This window comes from Guggenheimella bovis (genome assembly GCF_054492335.1).
In genome coordinates, this window is the sequence record NZ_JBQWTF010000001.1 from 1,147,616 (window position 1) to 1,165,937 (window position 18,322).

At 45.2% G+C, this 18,322-nt stretch carries 18 protein-coding genes; all 18 read left to right on the forward strand.

Annotated features, from left to right (window positions below):
- Positions 1 to 24: 24 nt before the first annotated feature.
- The 18 genes from ACUB3H_RS05700 to ACUB3H_RS05785 all read left to right on the forward strand — a co-directional run bounded on the left by ACUB3H_RS05700 (position 25) and on the right by ACUB3H_RS05785 (position 18,314).
- Positions 25 to 357: a hypothetical protein gene (locus ACUB3H_RS05700; RefSeq protein WP_459129699.1), complete on the forward strand. Its 333-nt coding sequence runs from the start codon at positions 25 to 27 to the stop codon at positions 355 to 357.
- On the forward strand, positions 335 to 2,278 hold the full coding sequence (locus tag ACUB3H_RS05705; protein ID WP_459129700.1) for a V-type ATP synthase subunit I: 1,944 nt from the start codon (positions 335 to 337) through the stop codon (positions 2,276 to 2,278). The genes ACUB3H_RS05700 and ACUB3H_RS05705 overlap by 23 nt, the downstream gene beginning before the upstream one ends.
- A gap of 9 nt (positions 2,279 to 2,287) precedes the next feature.
- Complete coding sequence (locus ACUB3H_RS05710) at positions 2,288 to 2,761, forward strand: V-type ATP synthase subunit K (RefSeq protein WP_459129701.1); 474 nt, start codon at positions 2,288 to 2,290, stop codon at positions 2,759 to 2,761.
- A gap of 8 nt (positions 2,762 to 2,769) precedes the next feature.
- Positions 2,770 to 3,315: a V-type ATP synthase subunit E gene (locus ACUB3H_RS05715; RefSeq protein ID WP_459129702.1), complete on the forward strand. Its 546-nt coding sequence runs from the start codon at positions 2,770 to 2,772 to the stop codon at positions 3,313 to 3,315.
- Entirely contained in the window at positions 3,315 to 4,316 is a 1,002-nt protein-coding gene (locus ACUB3H_RS05720) for a V-type ATP synthase subunit C (protein ID WP_459129703.1), read from the forward strand. Before ACUB3H_RS05715 ends, ACUB3H_RS05720 begins: the two co-directional genes overlap by 1 nt.
- Positions 4,309 to 4,617 carry a V-type ATP synthase subunit F gene (locus ACUB3H_RS05725; RefSeq protein WP_459129704.1) on the forward strand — a complete coding sequence of 103 codons (309 nt, stop codon included), beginning with the start codon at positions 4,309 to 4,311 and terminating at the stop codon, positions 4,615 to 4,617. Before ACUB3H_RS05720 ends, ACUB3H_RS05725 begins: the two co-directional genes overlap by 8 nt.
- A gap of 12 nt (positions 4,618 to 4,629) precedes the next feature.
- Positions 4,630 to 6,393 carry a V-type ATP synthase subunit A gene (locus ACUB3H_RS05730; RefSeq protein ID WP_459129705.1) on the forward strand — a complete coding sequence of 588 codons (1,764 nt, stop codon included), beginning with the start codon at positions 4,630 to 4,632 and terminating at the stop codon, positions 6,391 to 6,393.
- A complete protein-coding gene (locus ACUB3H_RS05735) occupies positions 6,386 to 7,762 on the forward strand; it encodes a V-type ATP synthase subunit B (protein WP_459129706.1) in 1,377 nt (458 codons plus the stop codon). Before ACUB3H_RS05730 ends, ACUB3H_RS05735 begins: the two co-directional genes overlap by 8 nt.
- Position 7,763: 1 nt before the next feature.
- Positions 7,764 to 8,405 (forward strand): V-type ATP synthase subunit D, encoded by a 642-nt coding sequence (locus tag ACUB3H_RS05740; protein WP_459129707.1) that lies wholly within the window; start codon positions 7,764 to 7,766, stop codon positions 8,403 to 8,405.
- Between the two features lie 80 nt (positions 8,406 to 8,485).
- Positions 8,486 to 9,610 (forward strand): alanyl-tRNA editing protein, encoded by a 1,125-nt coding sequence (locus ACUB3H_RS05745; RefSeq protein WP_459129708.1) that lies wholly within the window; start codon positions 8,486 to 8,488, stop codon positions 9,608 to 9,610.
- Positions 9,595 to 10,356 (forward strand): 4,5-DOPA-extradiol-dioxygenase, encoded by a 762-nt coding sequence (ygiD, locus tag ACUB3H_RS05750; RefSeq protein WP_459129709.1) that lies wholly within the window; start codon positions 9,595 to 9,597, stop codon positions 10,354 to 10,356. Before ACUB3H_RS05745 ends, ygiD begins: the two co-directional genes overlap by 16 nt.
- Positions 10,357 to 10,360: 4 nt before the next feature.
- Entirely contained in the window at positions 10,361 to 12,094 is a 1,734-nt protein-coding gene (locus ACUB3H_RS05755; protein WP_459129710.1) for an ABC transporter ATP-binding protein, read from the forward strand.
- Positions 12,054 to 13,814, forward strand: a complete 1,761-nt coding sequence (locus tag ACUB3H_RS05760; protein WP_459129711.1) for an ABC transporter ATP-binding protein — start codon at positions 12,054 to 12,056, stop codon at positions 13,812 to 13,814. Before ACUB3H_RS05755 ends, ACUB3H_RS05760 begins: the two co-directional genes overlap by 41 nt.
- On the forward strand, positions 13,801 to 14,256 hold the full coding sequence (locus ACUB3H_RS05765; RefSeq protein ID WP_459129712.1) for an ASCH domain-containing protein: 456 nt from the start codon (positions 13,801 to 13,803) through the stop codon (positions 14,254 to 14,256). Before ACUB3H_RS05760 ends, ACUB3H_RS05765 begins: the two co-directional genes overlap by 14 nt.
- A 29-nt stretch (positions 14,257 to 14,285) precedes the next feature.
- Positions 14,286 to 15,674 (forward strand): MATE family efflux transporter, encoded by a 1,389-nt coding sequence (locus tag ACUB3H_RS05770; protein WP_459129713.1) that lies wholly within the window; start codon positions 14,286 to 14,288, stop codon positions 15,672 to 15,674.
- A gap of 9 nt (positions 15,675 to 15,683) precedes the next feature.
- A complete protein-coding gene (locus ACUB3H_RS05775) occupies positions 15,684 to 16,973 on the forward strand; it encodes a 1-acyl-sn-glycerol-3-phosphate acyltransferase (protein WP_459129714.1) in 1,290 nt (429 codons plus the stop codon).
- Positions 16,970 to 17,977 carry a D-alanine--D-alanine ligase family protein gene (locus ACUB3H_RS05780; RefSeq protein WP_459129715.1) on the forward strand — a complete coding sequence of 336 codons (1,008 nt, stop codon included), beginning with the start codon at positions 16,970 to 16,972 and terminating at the stop codon, positions 17,975 to 17,977. The genes ACUB3H_RS05775 and ACUB3H_RS05780 overlap by 4 nt, the downstream gene beginning before the upstream one ends.
- A gap of 1 nt (position 17,978) precedes the next feature.
- On the forward strand, positions 17,979 to 18,314 hold the full coding sequence (locus tag ACUB3H_RS05785) for a VOC family protein (RefSeq protein WP_459129716.1): 336 nt from the start codon (positions 17,979 to 17,981) through the stop codon (positions 18,312 to 18,314).
- Positions 18,315 to 18,322: the final 8 nt, after the last annotated feature.

Consider the following 18,322-nt stretch of genomic DNA (forward strand, 5'->3'; position numbering starts at 1 on the left):
AGTTTTGGTAAAGGAGGTGAGTCCGTGCACGAAGATGCAATAGAAATCATTAAAGCTTGTGAGAGTGAAGCCAAAGCTCTCGTGGAGAATGCCAAAGCTCAGATCGAAAAAGATCGAGAAGAAAGGCTTCTTCAGTCGAAGGCTGACTACAAAGAAGCCATTCGTAAGAGCCGACTAGAGAGTGAAGAGCTCATTCAACAGGCGAAGCTCGAAGGAGAGCGAGAGGCGGAACCCATCCTAGAAGAAGCTCAAAAGAAGAGTCAAGCGCTTTGGGATCTCGCTAACGCAAAAAAGGATGAAATGTCACAGTGGATCGAAGAAAGGATACGTAACTATGGCCATTCAGGAAATGAGTGAATTCTCGCTCTTTGTATTTAAAGAACATCGAGAAGAATTGCTCCGCGTCCTGCAATCGTTTTCCTATGTCCACTTTCGAGACCTGCGTCCTTTGAGTGAAGAACACGGTCTGAAGGAACTTCCGACCGATGCAAAGGTTCAAGCAGTAGAAGAAAAGCTTACAAAGCTCGACTGGATGATGAAGCTTCTAAAGAACTTCGATTCGAGAAGTAAGGGCCTTAAAGCCCTAAAAGAAGGTGTTCCTAGCTACTCCTTAGAGGAACTTTATAGAAAAGCAGACGAAAGCACCTATCTTAAAGATTACGAAGAGCTTAAGAGCATCCAGGAGCGAATCGATTCCTTACAGACGAAGTACACGGAGAGCCTGAACGAAAGAGAAGCTCTCTTACCTTGGAAGAGCCTAGAGGTTGCTCCGAAGGATCTTCACTTCTCTTCCGTACAATCTATCACAGGAAGTGTGCAGAGGAAGTACTTCGATCGCATCAAGGAACTCGTAGCAGAGGAAGAGCTCGTACACATGGATGTCATAAGTGAAGAGAAGGGACAACTTTTCTTGCACTTCATCATTCATAAGAATGTCCTAAAGGACTTTGAAGAGCTCCTTCGTAGAAATGGATTTAGTGAAATTAAGCTTCAGGGCGAAGAACTCATTACATCGAAGCTTTCAAGGCTAGATGAAGTGATTCAAGATACTCTTCAGGAAAAAGAAGCTCTAGAAAAGGAGATTCCTACGTTTGCTTCGAAGCTCCTAGAGTACGAGGTGGTAACGGAAGCACTAGAAAACGAGCGCTTTAAGCTCGGCGCACCGAAAAAGTTTTTAAAGACCGATTCACTCGATCTCGTGAGTGGATTCGTTCCTACAGATAAAGTAGAAGACTTTAAAAAAGAACTAAAGGGTCTTTTAAAAGAAGATTATGTATTAGAAGTTAAGGAAGCAGAAAGAGATAGTGAAGAGGTACCGATCCTCTTAAAGCACGGTCCTTTCTCAAAGCTCTTTGAGTCCTTGACTTCGATGTACGCTCTACCAAAGTACAACGAGATCGACCCGACGCCATTTTTAGCTCCCTTCTACTGGGTCTTCTTTGGCATGATGGCAGCAGACTTGGGCTATGGTCTCTTGATGCTTCTCGCTACAGGCTTTGCGCTAAAGACCTTTAACTTAAAAGACTCCATGAGAAATTCTTTGAAGTTCTTTTTCGTTTTAAGTATTAGCGTAACCGTTTGGGGAGCCATCTATGGTTCGATCTTTGGTGGAATCATTCCCATGCCAGCACTCATCGATTCTAATAAGGACTTTATGCTACTCCTTGGTATCAGCGTGTTCTTTGGCTTAGTCCATCTCTTCTTTGGACTGGGAATTAAAGCCTACATGCTCATTCGAGATGGAAAACCACTCGATGCACTCTACGACGTCATCTTTTGGTACATGACGATCTTAGGTTGTATCGGATACCTAGGTGGTGGAGCTCTTCCGATACCTCCTGTGGCTAAAACCATCATCTTTTGGATGATGATCATCGGTATGGTAGGTATCGTCCTCTTCGCAGGAAGGGAATCGAAGAATCCAGGAGCTAGGCTTGCCGGTGGACTCTATTCCCTCTATGGCATTTCTAGCTGGGTAGGAGATCTCGTAAGCTTTTCGAGACTCATGGCTCTAGGCCTTGCAGGTGGATTTATCGGTATGGCAGTCAACATGATCGTAAAGATGGTCGCAGGCGGTGGTATTGTTGGGTTACTCGTTGGAGTCATTATCTTTGTCGTCTTCCATCTCTTCAACTTGTTTCTCAGCTACCTCGGAGCGTATGTTCATGCGATCCGCTTAACGTATGTCGAATTCTTTGGAAAGTTCTATGAAGGAGGCGGAAAGGCCTTCGAACGTTTCCGTAAAGAACCTAAATATATCAATTTAAAGGAAAAATAGGAGAAAAAAATGACTGAATTCTTTATTCAAAACGGCGGACTCTTCTTTGGCGTTCTTGGAGCAGCAATCGCTGTCGTTCTTTCCGGTATCGGAAGTGCGAAGGGTGTCGGTATGGCAGGTGAAGCAGCAAGTGGAATCATTATCGAAGAACCAGAAAAGTTCGGACGTTCACTGCTCTTACAACTTCTCCCTGGTACGCAAGGTCTTTACGGCTTCGTCATCGGCCTCATGGTCATGGGTAAGCTCAATGGTTCCATGAGCCTTCAAGAAGGACTTTTCATTCTAGGAGCATGTCTTCCAGTAGGTATCGTAGGACTCATTTCTGCAGTAAAGCAAGCTAAAGTTGCAATCGCTGGTTTAAATATCCTCGCTAAAAATGAATCGCAATCGATGAAGGGTGTCATCTACGCCGTCATGGTTGAGACCTATGCCATCTTAAGCTTTGTTACATCCCTCATGCTTCTTCTCTTCGTTAAGCTGTAGGAGTTCCTATGTCAAACTTAGAGAACATTCAAAAGAAGATTCTCTCCGATGCACATTCCGAGGTCGAAGCACTTCAAACGAGGGCGAAGGAAGAGCTTGATGGTCTCTTAGAAAAAGAAGCAAAACGAACGAAAGAAGAGACGGATGAGATTCTTCGTGAAGCGAAGGAACGTGCAGAGCAGGTGAGAGAACGTGCAAGAAATGCTTCGAAAATTGAAGCGAGAGATGTCGTTCTTAAGACCAAACAAGATATTCTCGTAGAGATGAAAGAAACTGTAAAAGAAAAGCTCAAAGCCATGGACGATCATTCGTTTAAGAGCTTTCTAGAAAAAATCGTTCCTCCAAATGAGAGAGAGGGAAGCACGCTCGTTTTACCTTTAAAGAGAAGTGCTCTAAAGGAGAGCTTTAGCGAAGCTACCTTTGAAGACATGGAGGATGGTTTCTACCTTCGTAAGGGCGCAGTGACCATGAACTTTAGCTTTCAGAAGCTTGTAGAAGAAGTGATGGATGACATGGAGGGAGAAATCGTTCAGAAGCTCTTTGGGGAGGCGTAATGAAAAGAGAAGATTTTATTCAAGCCTCAACCCATACGAGAGTGTTAGAAAAGAATCTCTTAAAGAATTCCTTTTACGATAGGCTCATTGAAAGTGAATCCCTTGAAGATGCCGTAAGAATCCTAGATGAAAGCTCTTATCAGAAGTACTTTCTACGCTTGGATTCCTTGAACCACTTTGAAAAGGCTTTTGGCCTCATGCTTCAAGAGATGTACAAAGAAGCCCTTTGGATCAGTCCTGATAAGGATCTCATTCGCCTTTTAGAGCTTCGCTATGACTATCATAACTACAAGGTCTTTCTTAAAGAGCTTCTTTTAAAAGAAAACCTGCGTTCGCTCTACATCGACTACGGTTCGAGTGAACTACTAAAGGAGAGAGAAACACTCTTAGAGCTCGATGAAACGGTGCGTAGAAAAGAGTTTCCTCCTTTCTACGAAGAAGTCGTAAAGAAATTTGAAGAGACAAAGGATGCCACGATGATCGATCTCATCGTCGATCAGGCCTACTTTAAAGAGCTTCTAGAACTTACGAAAAAGCTCGATAGCGATGTCTTTACGCGCTATGTGAAAGAGGAGATTGATTTTACAAACCTTAAGACGCTACTTCGCCTTAAAAAGCAAGACCGAGACATCGAATTCTTAGAATCCGTACTGATTGAGGGAGGCACTGTTTCCCCTGATGAGTTTGAATCTTTGTACTACGAACCGAATGAAGTTCTACTTGAGAAGTGGAAGGGATCCTCACTGGATGCTACGCTTCAAAAGGGCTTTTCACTTATGAAAGAAGACGGACGCATTAGTGGCCTTGAGAAGGTCTATGAAAACCACGTGCTCGATGCTTTTCGAGAAGCTAGGCGCATAACCTTCGGACCCGAGGTTCTCTTTAGCTATCTCTTAGAAAAAGAGAATGAAGTGAAAAACCTTCGAATGATTCTCGTCGGTAAGGCCAACGGTGTCAGTAAAGAAGCGATCCGCGAACGCTTGAGGGGGATCGATGAATAGATTAGCAGTCATAGGAGATAAGGACAGCGTCATGGTCTTTAAAGCGCTCGGTATCGATGTCTTTAGTCCGGAAGACCGAGAAGAGACGAGAAAGACGATCGATTCGTTGGCCAAAGAGAACTACGGTGTCATATTTATTACAGAACGCTTCGCCACTGAAGTTCAAGAGACAATAAACCGCTACGATGAATCGATGACGCCAGCGATCATCTTGATTCCTGATAACCAAGGGACTCTTGGTATCGGTCAAGCACGCATCGATCGCTTTGTGGAAAAAGCCATTGGTTCAAACATTCTGTAGATGGAGGGAAGCTTGAAGACAGGAACAATTATTAAAGTATCAGGTCCGCTCGTCGTTGCGAGCGGAATGGAAGAGGCCAACGTCTATGACGTCGTGCTCGTCAGTGAACAAAAGCTCATCGGTGAGATCATCGAGATGCGTGACGACCGCGCCTCCATCCAAGTATATGAAGAGACGACAGGCATCGGTCCGGGAGAGCCCGTCTATACGACAGGTCATCCGCTTTCGATCGAATTAGGGCCTGGTCTCATTGAACAGATGTTTGACGGGATTCAACGACCGCTCGATGTCCTAAGACAGGTGGAAGGAAACTTCCTGTTAAAAGGAACGGAGATCAAGAGCCTAAACCGTGAAAAGAAGTGGGACTTTACACCCACGATGGAAGTTGGAAGAGAAGTCGAAGAGGGAGATATTCTAGGAACTGTTCAGGAAAATCCCGTATTCCTTCATAAGATCATGGTTCCTCCCGGTGTAAAGGGAACCTTAAAGTCGATTGAATCGGGCTCTTTTACCGTAACCGATACGGTCGCTGTTGTTGAAACAGAGAAGGGTGAAGTCCCTTGTCAGCTCATGCAGGTGTGGCCCGTTCGTAAGGGTCGTCCTTATAAGAAAAAGCTCGATCCTACGAGACCGCTCATTACAGGTCAGCGCGTCATCGATACCTTTTTCCCCGTCGCAAAAGGCGGAACGGCAGCGATTCCAGGTCCTTTCGGATCAGGAAAAACAGTCGTTCAGCACCAACTTGCCAAGTGGGCTGACGCAGAACTCGTCGTCTATGTAGGTTGTGGTGAGCGCGGTAATGAGATGACAGACGTTCTCATGGAATTTCCCGAGCTCATTGACCCTAAGACGGGTGAATCGCTCATGAAACGAACGGTGCTTGTAGCAAACACTTCAAACATGCCAGTAGCAGCGCGTGAAGCGTCTATCTATACAGGTATTACGATGGGCGAGTACTTTAGAGACATGGGCTATAGTGTAGCTCTCATGGCAGACAGTACCTCGCGCTGGGCAGAAGCCCTTCGTGAGATGAGTGGACGCTTAGAGGAGATGCCAGGAGATGAAGGATATCCCGCATACCTCGCATCGCGTGTCGCTGAATTCTACGAACGCGCAGGTCGTGTCATCACGAAAGGCTCGGACGAAAGAGAAGGAGCACTTACGGTCATCGGTGCCGTATCACCTCCAGGTGGAGACATTTCTGAGCCTGTTAGCCAGTCAACCCTTCGTATCGTAAAGGTCTTCTGGGGACTCGATTACGCACTAAGTTATGCGAGACACTTCCCAGCCATCAACTGGCTCAACAGTTATAGTTTGTATCAAATGAAGATGGACCGCTTCTTCGATGAAGCTGTAGACCCTGACTTTTCTAAGAGAAGAGTTCGTGCGATGAGTCTTCTTCAAGAAGAAGCATCGCTTCAAGAAATCATTCGCTTAGTCGGTAGAGATTCCTTGAGTGAAGGCGATCAGCTCAAGGTCGAGATCGCAAAGAGCTTGCGTGAAGACTTCTTACAGCAAAATGCCTTCCATGAGATCGATACCTTCTGTTCACTCGATAAACAAAATCGCATGCTAAAGCTCATCTTAGGTTTCTACGATGAGGCACTCGAAGCGCTTCAAAACGGAACCTACTTACGTGAGATCTTAGCGCTACCCGTAAGAGATCGCATTGCTCGTTCGAAGATGATAAAAGAAGATGCACTCGAGACCTTCGATGACATTGAACGAACGATCAAGAGCGAAATGAAAACACTTCAAGGAGGACTCCATGCTTAAAGAATACCAATCGATTCGCGAAGTCGTAGGTCCTCTTATGATGGTCGACGGCGTAGAAGGCGTCAAATACGAAGAACTCGTAGAGGTGACACTTCAGGACGGACAAAAGCGCCGTGGAAGAGTACTAGAGATCAATGGCGATAAAGCCATGATTCAGCTCTTTGAAGGCTCTAGTGGCATTAACCTTCCGAAGTCCACCGTACGCTTTTTAGGTCATCCACTCGAGCTCGGCGTCAGTGAAGATATGATCGGACGTGTCTTTGACGGTACGGGTAATCCCATTGACGGAGGACCGAAGCTCATCGCCGAAAAGAAGCTAAATATCAATGGAAACCCCATGAACCCAGCGAGCCGTGACTACCCGAGTGAATTCATTCAAACGGGAATCAGTACGATCGATGGGCTGAATACACTCGTACGTGGACAAAAGCTACCCATATTCTCAGCTTCTGGTCTACCGCATAACGACGTAGCTGCACAGATTGCAAGACAGGCGAAAGTTTTAGGTACAGGAGAGAACTTTGCCGTCGTCTTTGGAGCCATGGGAATCACCTTCGAAGAAGCACAGTTCTTCATCGATGACTTCACAAAGACCGGTGCCATTGACCGTGCTGTGCTCTTTATGAACCTAGCGAACGACCCGCCGATCGAACGTATTGCAACGCCACGTATGGCTCTAACAGCGGCAGAATACCTCGCATACGAAAAGGGCATGCACGTACTCGTCATTCTAACCGACATGACAAACTACGCAGAAGCCCTCCGTGAGATCAGTGCTGCGAGAAAAGAAGTTCCTGGGCGTAGAGGTTATCCTGGTTACCTCTATACGGACCTTGCAAGCCTCTATGAGCGTGCAGGACGTGTGCGTGGACTCAATGGATCGATCACGCAAATTCCAATTCTTACGATGCCTGAAGATGACATCACACACCCCATTCCTGACCTCACAGGTTATATCACAGAGGGTCAGATCATCCTAAGCCGTGAGCTCTATAAGAGCGGAATCATGCCACCTATTAACATCGTTCCCTCGCTCTCTCGTCTAAAAGACAAGGGAATCGGAAAAGGTAAGACGCGTGAAGATCACGCCGACACCATGAACCAGATTTATGCCGCTTATACAGCCGGTATTCAAGCGAGAGAACTCGCTATCATCCTAGGTGACAGTGCACTCAGTGAAGCCGATCTCGCGTTCTCAAAGTTTGCGGAGGAATTTGACAAGGAATACGTCAACCAAGGCTTCGATCAAGGACGTACGATTGAAGAAACCTTAAACCTCGGTTGGAAGCTTTTACAGATCATTCCAAGGTCAGAACTCAAGCGAATTCGTGATGAGTACCTAGAAAAATACCTCCCGAAAGGGGAGTAATATGGCTAAGCTCAATGTGAATCCAACGCGCATGCAACTGAGTAACTTAAAGACTCGACTAAAAACTGCAAAGCGCGGACACAAACTTTTAAAAGATAAGCAAGATGAGCTCATGCGTCGCTTCATAGAAAAGATTCGAGAGAATAAGAGACTTCGAACCGAGGTCGAAGGAAAGCTTAAAGACTCCTTTACAGACTTTCTTTTAACAAGTGCCGTCATGACACCAGAGATGTTAAACCTCGCTCTAACGAGTTCAAGTCGAGAAGTGACGGTAGACATCGAAAAGAAGAATGTCATGAGTGTAAACATCCCCGTGATGACGTTTCGCCGCGAGGGAGGGACGATTTTTCCCTACGGCTACGCTCAGACCTCAGCAGAACTTGACGATGCCATCGTAAAGCTCGAGGGAGTCATGGAGGATCTCTTAGAGCTTGCTGGCCTTGAAAAGGCTTGCCAGCTTATGGCAGATGAGATTGAAAAGACGAGAAGAAGAGTCAATGCGCTCGAATATCGTACGATTCCAGACCTCGAAGAGACGATCTCTTACATTCGAATGAAGCTCGATGAGAACGAACGTGCGACCATCACGAGACTCATGAAGACAAAAGAAATTATCGCCAAAGAGAGCTCCCAAGGAGCATAAATTGGCAAACCCCCATCCTTTGATGGGGGTTTTTATAGTGTATACTAATATTACATGGTATAATCTTACGGAGGCAACGCATGACAGAGAAACTTTTCCACGCTCAACCCTATACGACCGAATTTGATGCTGAAGTGATCGCTTGCACCAAGGCGAAGGGAGGCTTTGAAGTCGTCTTAGATCGAAGCTTTTTCTTTCCGCTAGGCGGTGGTCAGCTTCCTGACCGAGGAGTGATCGGTGGAAGTAATGTCCTCGATGTCACGGAAAGAGATGGCGTCGTCTTCCATCTCGTAGAATCGGAACTTCCGTTAGGTCCCGTTCACGCGTCGATCGACTGGGATTTTCGCTACGACATGATGCAGCAACACTCCGGGGAGCACATCATCAGTGGCCTCGTGCACAAGCACTTTGGCTTTGAAAACGTAGGCTTTTCGATCGGAGAAGATGTGACGCGCATCGATTACGATGGCGTTTTAAGTGATGAAGACTTAAGAGAGCTTGAAGATAAGGTGAACCGAATCCTCTGGAGAGACGTTCCGATTTTAGAAAGCTATCCCACAGAAAAAGAGCTAGAGACACTCGATTTTCGCTCGAAAAAAGAACTCGCGATGCCCATTCGAATCATTACGATTAATGACGTCGACATCTGTGCTTGCTGTGGTACGCACCTTCGAACGACGGGTGAAATCGGCTTCATGAAGATCCTTACGAGAGAGAATTACAAGGGTGGAACGCGTTTGACGGCCGTCTTTGGAAGACGAGCCACAAAGTACTACGACGGAATTCTTAAGGAATTACAGAACTCCGGAGCACTACTCAGTTCTCCCATCTTAGAAGTTCGAGATCACGTCGAGAAGTTAAATGATCAGCTTTTAAAGCAAAAGGAACGAAGTGCAGACCTTGAGCGAATGCTCGTAAGAGAGCTTTCCAAAGGAACAGAGAATGTACTCTGTCTCGACTTAAGTAATAAAGCTCTTCAAGATCTAGCAAGAAACCTTCGTTCAAATTTACAAAAGACCATCACCATTCTGACCCCTACAGAGGGTGGTGTGCACTACTTCATTTCGAGTGATGTAGAAGATGTTCGTCCCCTTCAAAAGGGACTTAATGAGGCCTTCCTTGGCCGTGGTGGGGGAAGAGAAGATCGAGCAGAGGGTCTCTTAAAGGGATCCGTAGAAGAGGTAATGGAATGGATGACAAAGTAATGCCTGTGCTCTTTGTAGGGCACGGTTCCCCAATGATAACGTTAGAAGATAATCCTTATAAAGACGGTTGGGTGGAGCTTTCAAAGAAGCTTCCAAAGCCGAAGGCTATCCTCGGTATCAGTGCTCACTGGATGACGAGGGGCTTATATGTAAACGACGAAAGCGAGCCAGAACAGATCTATGATTTTGCGGGCTTTCCGAAAGAACTCTATGAGATGATTTATCGCCCCATGGGTTCTCCAGGACTCGCAGCTAAAGTAAAGACCGAGCTCAACATCGAAAGTGACAACCACTGGGGCATCGACCACGGAATGTGGGCCGTTTTAAGGCACCTCTACCCGAATCAAAATGTTCCTGTGACGATGCTCAGTATCGATGCTACAAAGAGCTATGAAGAACAATATAAACTCGGTAAAGCCCTCCAGTTTTTACGTGATGAGGGAGTCCTCATCGTAGCGAGTGGAAATGTCGTCCATAACTTAAGAAGAATGGATCCTGATAGAGGCTATGATCCACTCCCTTTTTCGAAGGAATTTGACGACTTTATCGAAGAAAAGGTCGTTCACAACGATCATCAAGCCATTTTAAACCATGGCTTTACGCCAGCTGTTCCAACAAAAGAGCACTTTATTCCACTCCTCATTGCACTCGGTGCATCGAACTTAATCGATCAGATTGAAGTCATAAATAAAGGCTACGATTTAGGTTCCATTTCCATGACCAGTTACCTTTTCTACAGAAAGTGAGATTATGGCCCTTCAGTTTTTAAAAGACTACATTAAAAAACATCGTTATGAATACATCTTAGGCGTACTTTTGATGCTTGTAGCGACCTTTGCTCGCATGCAGTATCCGAAGTTTTTAGGTCAAGCCATCGATACCATTAGAAATCCAGAGTTTTCGAATGATGATCTCTTAACAGCCATCTACTGGATCGTTGGGGTGAGCTTTATTAGCTTCATTGGAAGCTTCTTTGGACGACACTTTCTCATCGGTAACGCGAGAAAGCTAGACCGCGAGCTCCGTGAGACACTCTTTTTGCACTTCCAAAAGCTCTCTCAGAGCTTTTATACGAAGAATAAGACGGGCGACCTCATTAGCTATGCGATCAATGACGTCAACGCCGTTCGAATGAGTGCTGGACCTGTCTTTGCGCTTTCTCTAAATGGTCTTGTGACCTTAGGGATTGCCCTCTATCAGATGGTTACAAACCTCGATCCGGCGCTCACCTTTTATTCGATGCTTCCAATGCCCATCGTTCTCCTTCTCATGGGACGCTATGGAAGCTTTATTCGCGAGCGCTTTCGAAAGGTTCAAGAGAACTTCGGTAGAATCTCTGACCGCGTCAATGAAAACATCTCAGGTATTCGAGTCATTAAGGCCTACGTCCAAGAAGAAAAGGAAGTGGAGCGCTTTGATGAACTGAGTGAAGAGATGAGACAGTCGAACCTCAAGATGGTTCACGTGTCTTCTCTCATGACGCCTACGGTACAGATTGGTTTTGCCTTAAGCTTTTCGATCTTTCTCGTTCTAGCGACCGAGAAGGTGCTTTCAGGAACGATAACGATCGGTCAATTTGTCGCCTACAATGGCTACCTCGCACTCATGCTCATGCCGATCACATCGATCTCACGAATCATTAACTTCTTACAGCGCGGTATGGCGAGCATGGACAGATTGAATAAGCTCATGGATCATCCGATAGAAACTGTCGATGGAACAGGCCTTGCAAGCGAGATGAAGGACGGTTCTTTTAAAGCAAAGAATCTCTCCTTCCGCTATCCAGGGGCTAAAGTGGAGTCACTAAAGAACGTGAGCTTTGAAGTAAAAAATGGCCAGACGATAGGAATCATTGGTTCTACGGGTTCTGGAAAGACGACACTCGTAAACCTCCTTTTAAAGCTTTACAACGTACCGAATGGAACGCTCTACATCGGTGGAGAAGACATCAACGACTATACACTCGATGTCCTTCGTAAAAATATTAGTATTGTTCCTCAGGATAACTTCCTCTTTCAGGCTTCTGTCACAGATAACGTCACCTTCTTTCAGGATAAGTTCACAGAAGAAGAGGTCGTTCAGGCACTTAAGGATGCTGAAATCTATGATTCCGTCATGGAACTTGAAGAAGGTCTCGATACCTTTTTAGGGGAGCGCGGAGTGAACTTAAGTGGTGGTCAAAAGCAGCGCATTTCCATCGCGCGTGCACTCATCCGTAGACCAAAGCTCTTAATCCTAGATGATGCATTAAGTGCTGTCGATACCGATACCGAGCGTAAGATTCTAAAAAACTTAGAGAAATATAGAAATCAGTCGACGACGGTGATCATTTCTCACCGCATCAGTGCCATGAAAGACAGCGATCAAATTTTTGTCTTTGATCAAGGTGAGCTCATCGAGCACGGCACACATGATGAACTCCTTACGAAAGGAGGGTTGTACCGTGAAATCTACGAAGTCCAAAACGAAGCGAGCCATTCTTAGGCTCCTAGGTTACATGAAAGACCATAAGTTTTTTGTCGGTCTTTCACTCCTTCTCGTCGTTTTCATTAACGCCACGACGCTTTTACAGCCCTATGTACTTAAGCTTGTGACTGACCAGTACCTCGTACCTCATAAGAGTGTCGTTCATGGTATCTCGATTCTAGCCATCGCGATCGGCTACTTTGTTTTGATGGGAATCGGTAACGTGCTTCTCTTTGTGCAGGTTAATATCATGAGCCGAGTGGCTCAGACGATTCTTAAAAAGATCCGCATGGAGCTCTTTGAGACGATTCAGCTTTTACCTCTGAGTTACCTCGATAAGACATCCTCGGGCCGCTTAATTACGCGAGCTACAAACGACGTCGAAGCACTTTCAGACTTCTTTTCAAGCTACGTCATCGACCTCATTCAGTCGAGTGTCCTTCTAATCGGCATCGTGGGTGCCATGTTCGTCATGAACTGGCGCTTAGCGCTCGTAAGCTTTACCGTCATTCCCGTCATGATCATTACGGTCATCTACCTTAAGAATCTCATTCATAAGAACTGGGCACGCTTAAAGTCCTTTCAGTCGAAACTCAACGGTAACATTGCAGAAAATATCAGCGGAATGAAGCTCATTCAGACCTTCCAAGCAGGAAAAGAACGCAAGGAAGCTTTCGATGAACTAAACCTCGGGTACTATAAAGCAGGCTTCATGAACGTCCTTCTAAACTCCTTGATGCGTCCTAGTGCAAACGTCTTTGAGAGCGTTGCTATAGGTCTACTCATCTACTACAGTTCGACAAAGATCGGCCTTCATGGAATCGAAATTGGTACCATCATCGCCTTTAGTACCTACATTCGTCAGTTCTTCCAGCCGGTAGCGCAGATTAGTGAAATTCTTACAGATATCGAAAGTGCTTCCGTGAGTGGTGAACGTATCTTTGAAATTTTAGACGAAAGCTCTGTTATAGAAGACTTAGACGAAGGAATTGAGCTCGAGGACTTTAAAGGAAACGTCGAGTTCAAGGACGTATGGTTCAAATACGACGAAGAGTGGGTATTAAGAGGAATAAGCTTTAAGATTTCACCCAAGGAAACGCTTGCCATTGTCGGTGAAACGGGAAGCGGAAAGACGACCATCATCAGTTTACTGAGTGGTTTCTACACCATTCAAAAGGGACAGATTCTCTTGGATGGCGTAGATATCTATAAACTAAAGAAGTCTTATCTCAGAAAAATTCTCGCCGTCGTCTTGCAAGATGTCTTCCTCTTTAGTGGTACGATTCGAGAAAATATCACATTAAATGACCCGATTACTCAAAAAAGAATTGACGAAGCGATCGAAGACAGTTACTCTGATATTGTGATTAATAAAGTTCATGGTGGTTTAGAAGGTAAAGTTAGTGAACGTGGATCTTCTTTTTCTGCTGGAGAAAGACAGCTTTTAAGTTTTGCAAGAGCACTTGCGCATTCTCCCAAGCTCTTTATCTTAGATGAAGCGACAGCCAATATTGACTCGATTACAGAAGGTTTAATTCAAAAGGCCATCGATCGAGTGTCGCATGCCCATACGACGATTATTATCGCCCACCGACTCTCTACGATTCGAAATGCGGATCAAATTCTCGTCCTTAAAAAGGGTGAGATTATAGAGACTGGTAATCACGATCAGCTCATGGCAAAGGAAGGCCATTATTACGATCTCGTTTCGAAAGGATTGGATCATGACCAAAGATGATTTTTGGAACAATTTTATACAGGAGAATCCGTCGTACCGAGACCGAACGTTTCTAGCCTTTGGCTACTGGGGATTGACAGATAGACTCGCAGAAATGGTCGTCGAAAGAAAGAAGCAGATGTCCATCTCGAGCTATCAGTCTTACATCTTTTACAAAGAAGAGATGCCTAAAGAGGGCGATGTCTTCATGATCTTAGACAGTGATGACGAGCCCGTATGCATTATAGAAAATAGAGAAGTAAAGGTCATTAAGTTCCACGAGCTCGATGAGAGCTATTCCCACATGATCGGTCAAAATTCTTTTGTGCTTTGGAAAAAGGTACAAGAGAACTACTTCCGAAAAGAGTGTGAGAACTTTGGAATTCCCTTTGATCCAGATGACTTCCCGGTCATCCTAGAAATCTTTGACTTAAAATTTACAAACGAAGAAAAACAACGCTGACACGTTGTTTTTTCTTTCATAGGTGATACATGAAATATAAAAATAAAAATGATCTCATTCAGCATGGACCGCTCTATAAGGTCCTGCTTTCTTTATCGACACCTCTCATTCTTTCAAACCTCATGCAGACGTTGTCGGATCTTTCGAATACGTACTGGTTAGGGTTTTTAGGAAAAGAAGAGATCAGTGCTTCGAGCTTTGTTTGGCCTGTTCTTTTTTTATTTATAGCAATAGGCTTTGGAATCTACGTCGCAGGAGCTTCGATCCTCGCACAGTTACTCGGTAAGGGAGAAGAAGAACTTGCTGAGAAGTACGCAGAACACGTCGTCGTCATTACGGTCTTTATAGGGATCGTCTTTACTGCGATCGGATACTTTTTAACACCTACCGTCGTTCGCCTCATGGGTGCTCAGAGTGACTTTGAACACTTAGCGATAAGCTTTTTACAGGTGAGCTTTTTAAGCTTTCCCTTTATGGCCGTCTATTTTTCTTATCAGGCCATTTTAAATGCTCAGGGACGTACGATCGAGATGATGGTAGCGAATGGTCTGAGCTTACTCGTAAACGTCGTGGTTGCACCCTTTTTCATCTTCGATACCATTCCGATCTTTGGCTTACAGGGCTTAGGGTTAGGTATCGATGGAGCAGCGGCTGCAAGCATTGTGAGTAAGGCTTTTCTTTTAGTCTTAGGATTCCTACTCGTAAAAAGATATTCTGCCATTCGCTTGGAGCTAACAAAAATTAAGTTTGTCTTTGACTACATCAAAGAGATCCTTTCTGTCGCTTTTCCCGCGATGCTCGGGCAAGGAGGAGCAGCCATCGGCTTTATCATTCTCCACAGTGCCATTGGTAGTTACGGTACCGATACGATCTTTGCCTTTGCACTCATTAACCGCATTACGGGCATTTTCTTTATGCCAGCGATGGGCATTGGCGGAGCGCTTACTTCGGTCGTAGGACAGAACCTCGGGGCAGGAAGCTTAGAGCGTGTCATTGAAGCCTTTAAAAAGGCCAATGTGATGAGCTTTATCATCACGGGACTCGGGTCACTCTTTTTAATCTTCTACTACGATCCTGTGATCAAGCTCTTCTTAGATCCCAAGGCCGGACAGAATGCACTCGATCTCTGCAGGATTTACATGTTCTACTCGATTCCCATCATCCCACTCATGGGCATGTTCAGTATCTTTCAAGGCCTCTTTCAGGGGTCAGGCTATACGCACTACTCCATGTACATGGAAGTGGGAAGACTGTGGGCACTGAGACTTCCTATGATTCTACTCTTTAAGCACTTTAGTAATTTAGGATCCACAGGCATCTGGATCTCTATGACCACATCGAATCTTCTCATCATTCTCTACGGCTTTTGGCTGTATAATAAAAAGGGATGGACAAAGCCAAGAATCTTATCCCATTAGAGGTTTGGAATGAAATTAGTAAGTAACGTAATGATCCGGTACAACGAGGAGCTAAAGGATACGCCGGTAAAAGACTTCGAATCTTATGACTTTGTAAAAGAGATTAAGCCACAAAGTCATCTTCTTCGTCCTGTCACCTGGATCTTAAGTGCTCCTAAGCTCATAAAACATAAAGTAAAGATCACGAAGGACTTACAGGGCGTTAAGCCTCCGTATATTCTACTTTGTAACCACAGTTCCAATTTAGACTTCAACGTGATGACCATGGCACTCTTTCCGAAGCGTGCTAACTATGTCGTGGCACTCGATGCCTTTTCTGGTAGAGAATTTCTCATGCGAAACGTAGGCTGTATTGCAAAGAGGAAGTTTACGACCGATATTCAGCTCATTCGACAGATGCACTCTTTAATAAAGAAGAAGCAGATTGTCGTCCTCTATCCAGAGGCACGCTATTCGATCGATGGAACGACATCGACCATGCCAGAGTCGTTAGGAAAGCTCGTTAAGCTCTTTAAGGTACCGGTCGTGACGCTCATGATGCACGGCCACTACGTACAAGAACCCATGTGGGCTCAAGGGAAGAAGCATGCTGTTCCTACGACGGCTGAGATGAAGACGATTCTAACAGAAGAAGAGATTAAGAAGCTTTCTTATGAAGAGATCTTTGAAAGAATCTTAAAGGAGATGGAGTACGACGAGTGGGCCTACAGAAGAGAGACTCCGCTACTCATAAAAGATCCTAAGAGAGCAGAGGGTCTTCATCGCATTCTCTATAAGTGTCCCCACTGTAAGAGTGAAACCATGAATTCAAAGAACCACGAGGTCTTCTGTGAGTCGTGTGGTAAGGTGTGGGAGATGGACGAGAAGGGCGTATTAGAAGCGCTCGATGGATATACGGAATTTCCCTACGTTCCCGACTGGTACAAGTGGGAGCGAGAAGAAGTGCGTAAAGAGATAGAAAATGGTACCTACGATGTAAATGTCGAGGTCGAAGTCGACGCACTCCCGAATTCCAAAGGCTTTGTAAAGCTAGGAAAAGGGGTATTAAAACATAACCTTGAAGAACTAAGCGTCACAGGTCACCATGCAGGAGAAGACTACTTTGCAAAAAGAACCTCGCGTGACCTCTACAGCACGCACATTGAACTCAATTACATGGATCGACATAAGGATTGTGTCGACATTAGTACGAACGAAGAGACCTACTTCTGCTACTTAGAACCAGGTGAAAGTGCCGTAAAGATTTCACTTGCAGTTGAAGAGATCTACTTCTATCTAAAGAAAAAGGAGCAGAAATGAATATCGTAGTCTTAGCAGGAGGACTCAGTCCAGAACGAGACGTCTCTTTAGCAAGTGGCTCTTTAATAGCAAACGCCCTTATGCGAACGGGAAATCGCGTCGTACTCCTCGATCTTTTGGAGCGCGTAGAGATCCCAAAAGAGGGTGTAGATAGTCTTTACTTCGATAAGAACTCAGGAAAGACGTATTCCTATACGGTTCCTGAAGTAGAGCCCGATCTCGACATGCTTCGAGAGCGCTATCAGTTAGGCGATGCAAAGATCGCAGACGGCGTCCTTGAGGTCTGTAAGAGCGCGGACATTGTCTTTTTAGCACTTCATGGTGATATTGGAGAAAACGGTGCCATTCAAGCACTTTTAGATATTTATGGCATTCCTTATACGGGTTCTGGTTTTGAAGCGAGCTTAATCGCTATGAATAAAGAACTTGCGAAGATCTTTTTAAGAAGAGCAAACATAAAGACTCCCGAGACCTTTAGCTTTGATCATTACGAGCTTCCACTTGTCGTAAAACCTGTCGACTGTGGTTCGAGTATTGGTGTTTCGATCGTCCACAGTGAAGAAGAACTTGAAAAGGCCCTTCAAAGCGCGAAAAAGTACGGTGAGGTCATGATCGAGCCCTACATCAAGGGACGAGAAATTCAAGTGGGCATTCTAGATGGAGTGGCCCTTCCATCGATCGAAATCCTACCTCATGGTGGTTTTTACGACTATAAGAACAAGTATCAAAAGGGCGTTGCAAAGGAAGTTACCCCAGCACCCATTCCAGAAGAAGCAGAGAGAAGAGTCGGTGAGATCGCCCTCAAGGTGCATCAGATCTTAAACCTCGGAGGGTATTCTAGAGTCGACTTTATCTACGATGAGGAGGGAGAGTTCTGGTGCTTAGAAGCGAATACGCTTCCAGGAATGACACCTACAAGCCTACTACCTCAAGAAGCCAAGGCAGTCGGTATCGATTACGATAACTTGTGCCTAAAGATTGCATCGCTTGCGAAAGGAAAATGAAATGAATAAAATGACCATGGCCATTCCCTTCTTTCCTGTTACAGACCTTGAAGAAGCCATTCGTTTCTATGAATCCTTAGGATTTCTCATCCTTCAAAAGGACCCAGAGAAGGTCATTATTAGACAAGATGAAGTCATGATCGTACTCGTAAAGAAGGAGTCGAGCCCACAAGAGTTACTCATTGGCGTAGAGAACGTTGAAGAGCTCTACAGTAAGCTCCTTCAGACCATGGAGCGGGCGATCTATGTAAGAGAAGAAGGGATGCACTTTGGTAAGCACGACTTTTCCTTAAGAGATCCCTTTATGAATATCATTACCTTCTATGAGAGGGATTAGGAGGGTCT

Coding starts and splice junctions, on each gene's coding strand:
- ACUB3H_RS05705 (WP_459129700.1), top strand. CDS start 335: ATGGCCATTCAGGAAATGAGTGAATTCTCGCTCTTTGTATTTAAAGAA.
- ACUB3H_RS05720 (WP_459129703.1), top strand. CDS start 3,315: ATGAAAAGAGAAGATTTTATTCAAGCCTCAACCCATACGAGAGTGTTA.
- ygiD (WP_459129709.1), top strand. CDS start 9,595: ATGGATGACAAAGTAATGCCTGTGCTCTTTGTAGGGCACGGTTCCCCA.
- ACUB3H_RS05715 (WP_459129702.1), top strand. CDS start 2,770: ATGTCAAACTTAGAGAACATTCAAAAGAAGATTCTCTCCGATGCACAT.
- ACUB3H_RS05745 (WP_459129708.1), top strand. CDS start 8,486: ATGACAGAGAAACTTTTCCACGCTCAACCCTATACGACCGAATTTGAT.
- ACUB3H_RS05785 (WP_459129716.1), top strand. CDS start 17,979: ATGAATAAAATGACCATGGCCATTCCCTTCTTTCCTGTTACAGACCTT.
- ACUB3H_RS05780 (WP_459129715.1), top strand. CDS start 16,970: ATGAATATCGTAGTCTTAGCAGGAGGACTCAGTCCAGAACGAGACGTC.
- ACUB3H_RS05735 (WP_459129706.1), top strand. CDS start 6,386: ATGCTTAAAGAATACCAATCGATTCGCGAAGTCGTAGGTCCTCTTATG.
- ACUB3H_RS05770 (WP_459129713.1), top strand. CDS start 14,286: ATGAAATATAAAAATAAAAATGATCTCATTCAGCATGGACCGCTCTAT.
- ACUB3H_RS05765 (WP_459129712.1), top strand. CDS start 13,801: ATGACCAAAGATGATTTTTGGAACAATTTTATACAGGAGAATCCGTCG.
- ACUB3H_RS05755 (WP_459129710.1), top strand. CDS start 10,361: ATGGCCCTTCAGTTTTTAAAAGACTACATTAAAAAACATCGTTATGAA.
- ACUB3H_RS05740 (WP_459129707.1), top strand. CDS start 7,764: ATGGCTAAGCTCAATGTGAATCCAACGCGCATGCAACTGAGTAACTTA.
- ACUB3H_RS05725 (WP_459129704.1), top strand. CDS start 4,309: ATGAATAGATTAGCAGTCATAGGAGATAAGGACAGCGTCATGGTCTTT.
- ACUB3H_RS05710 (WP_459129701.1), top strand. CDS start 2,288: ATGACTGAATTCTTTATTCAAAACGGCGGACTCTTCTTTGGCGTTCTT.
- ACUB3H_RS05775 (WP_459129714.1), top strand. CDS start 15,684: ATGAAATTAGTAAGTAACGTAATGATCCGGTACAACGAGGAGCTAAAG.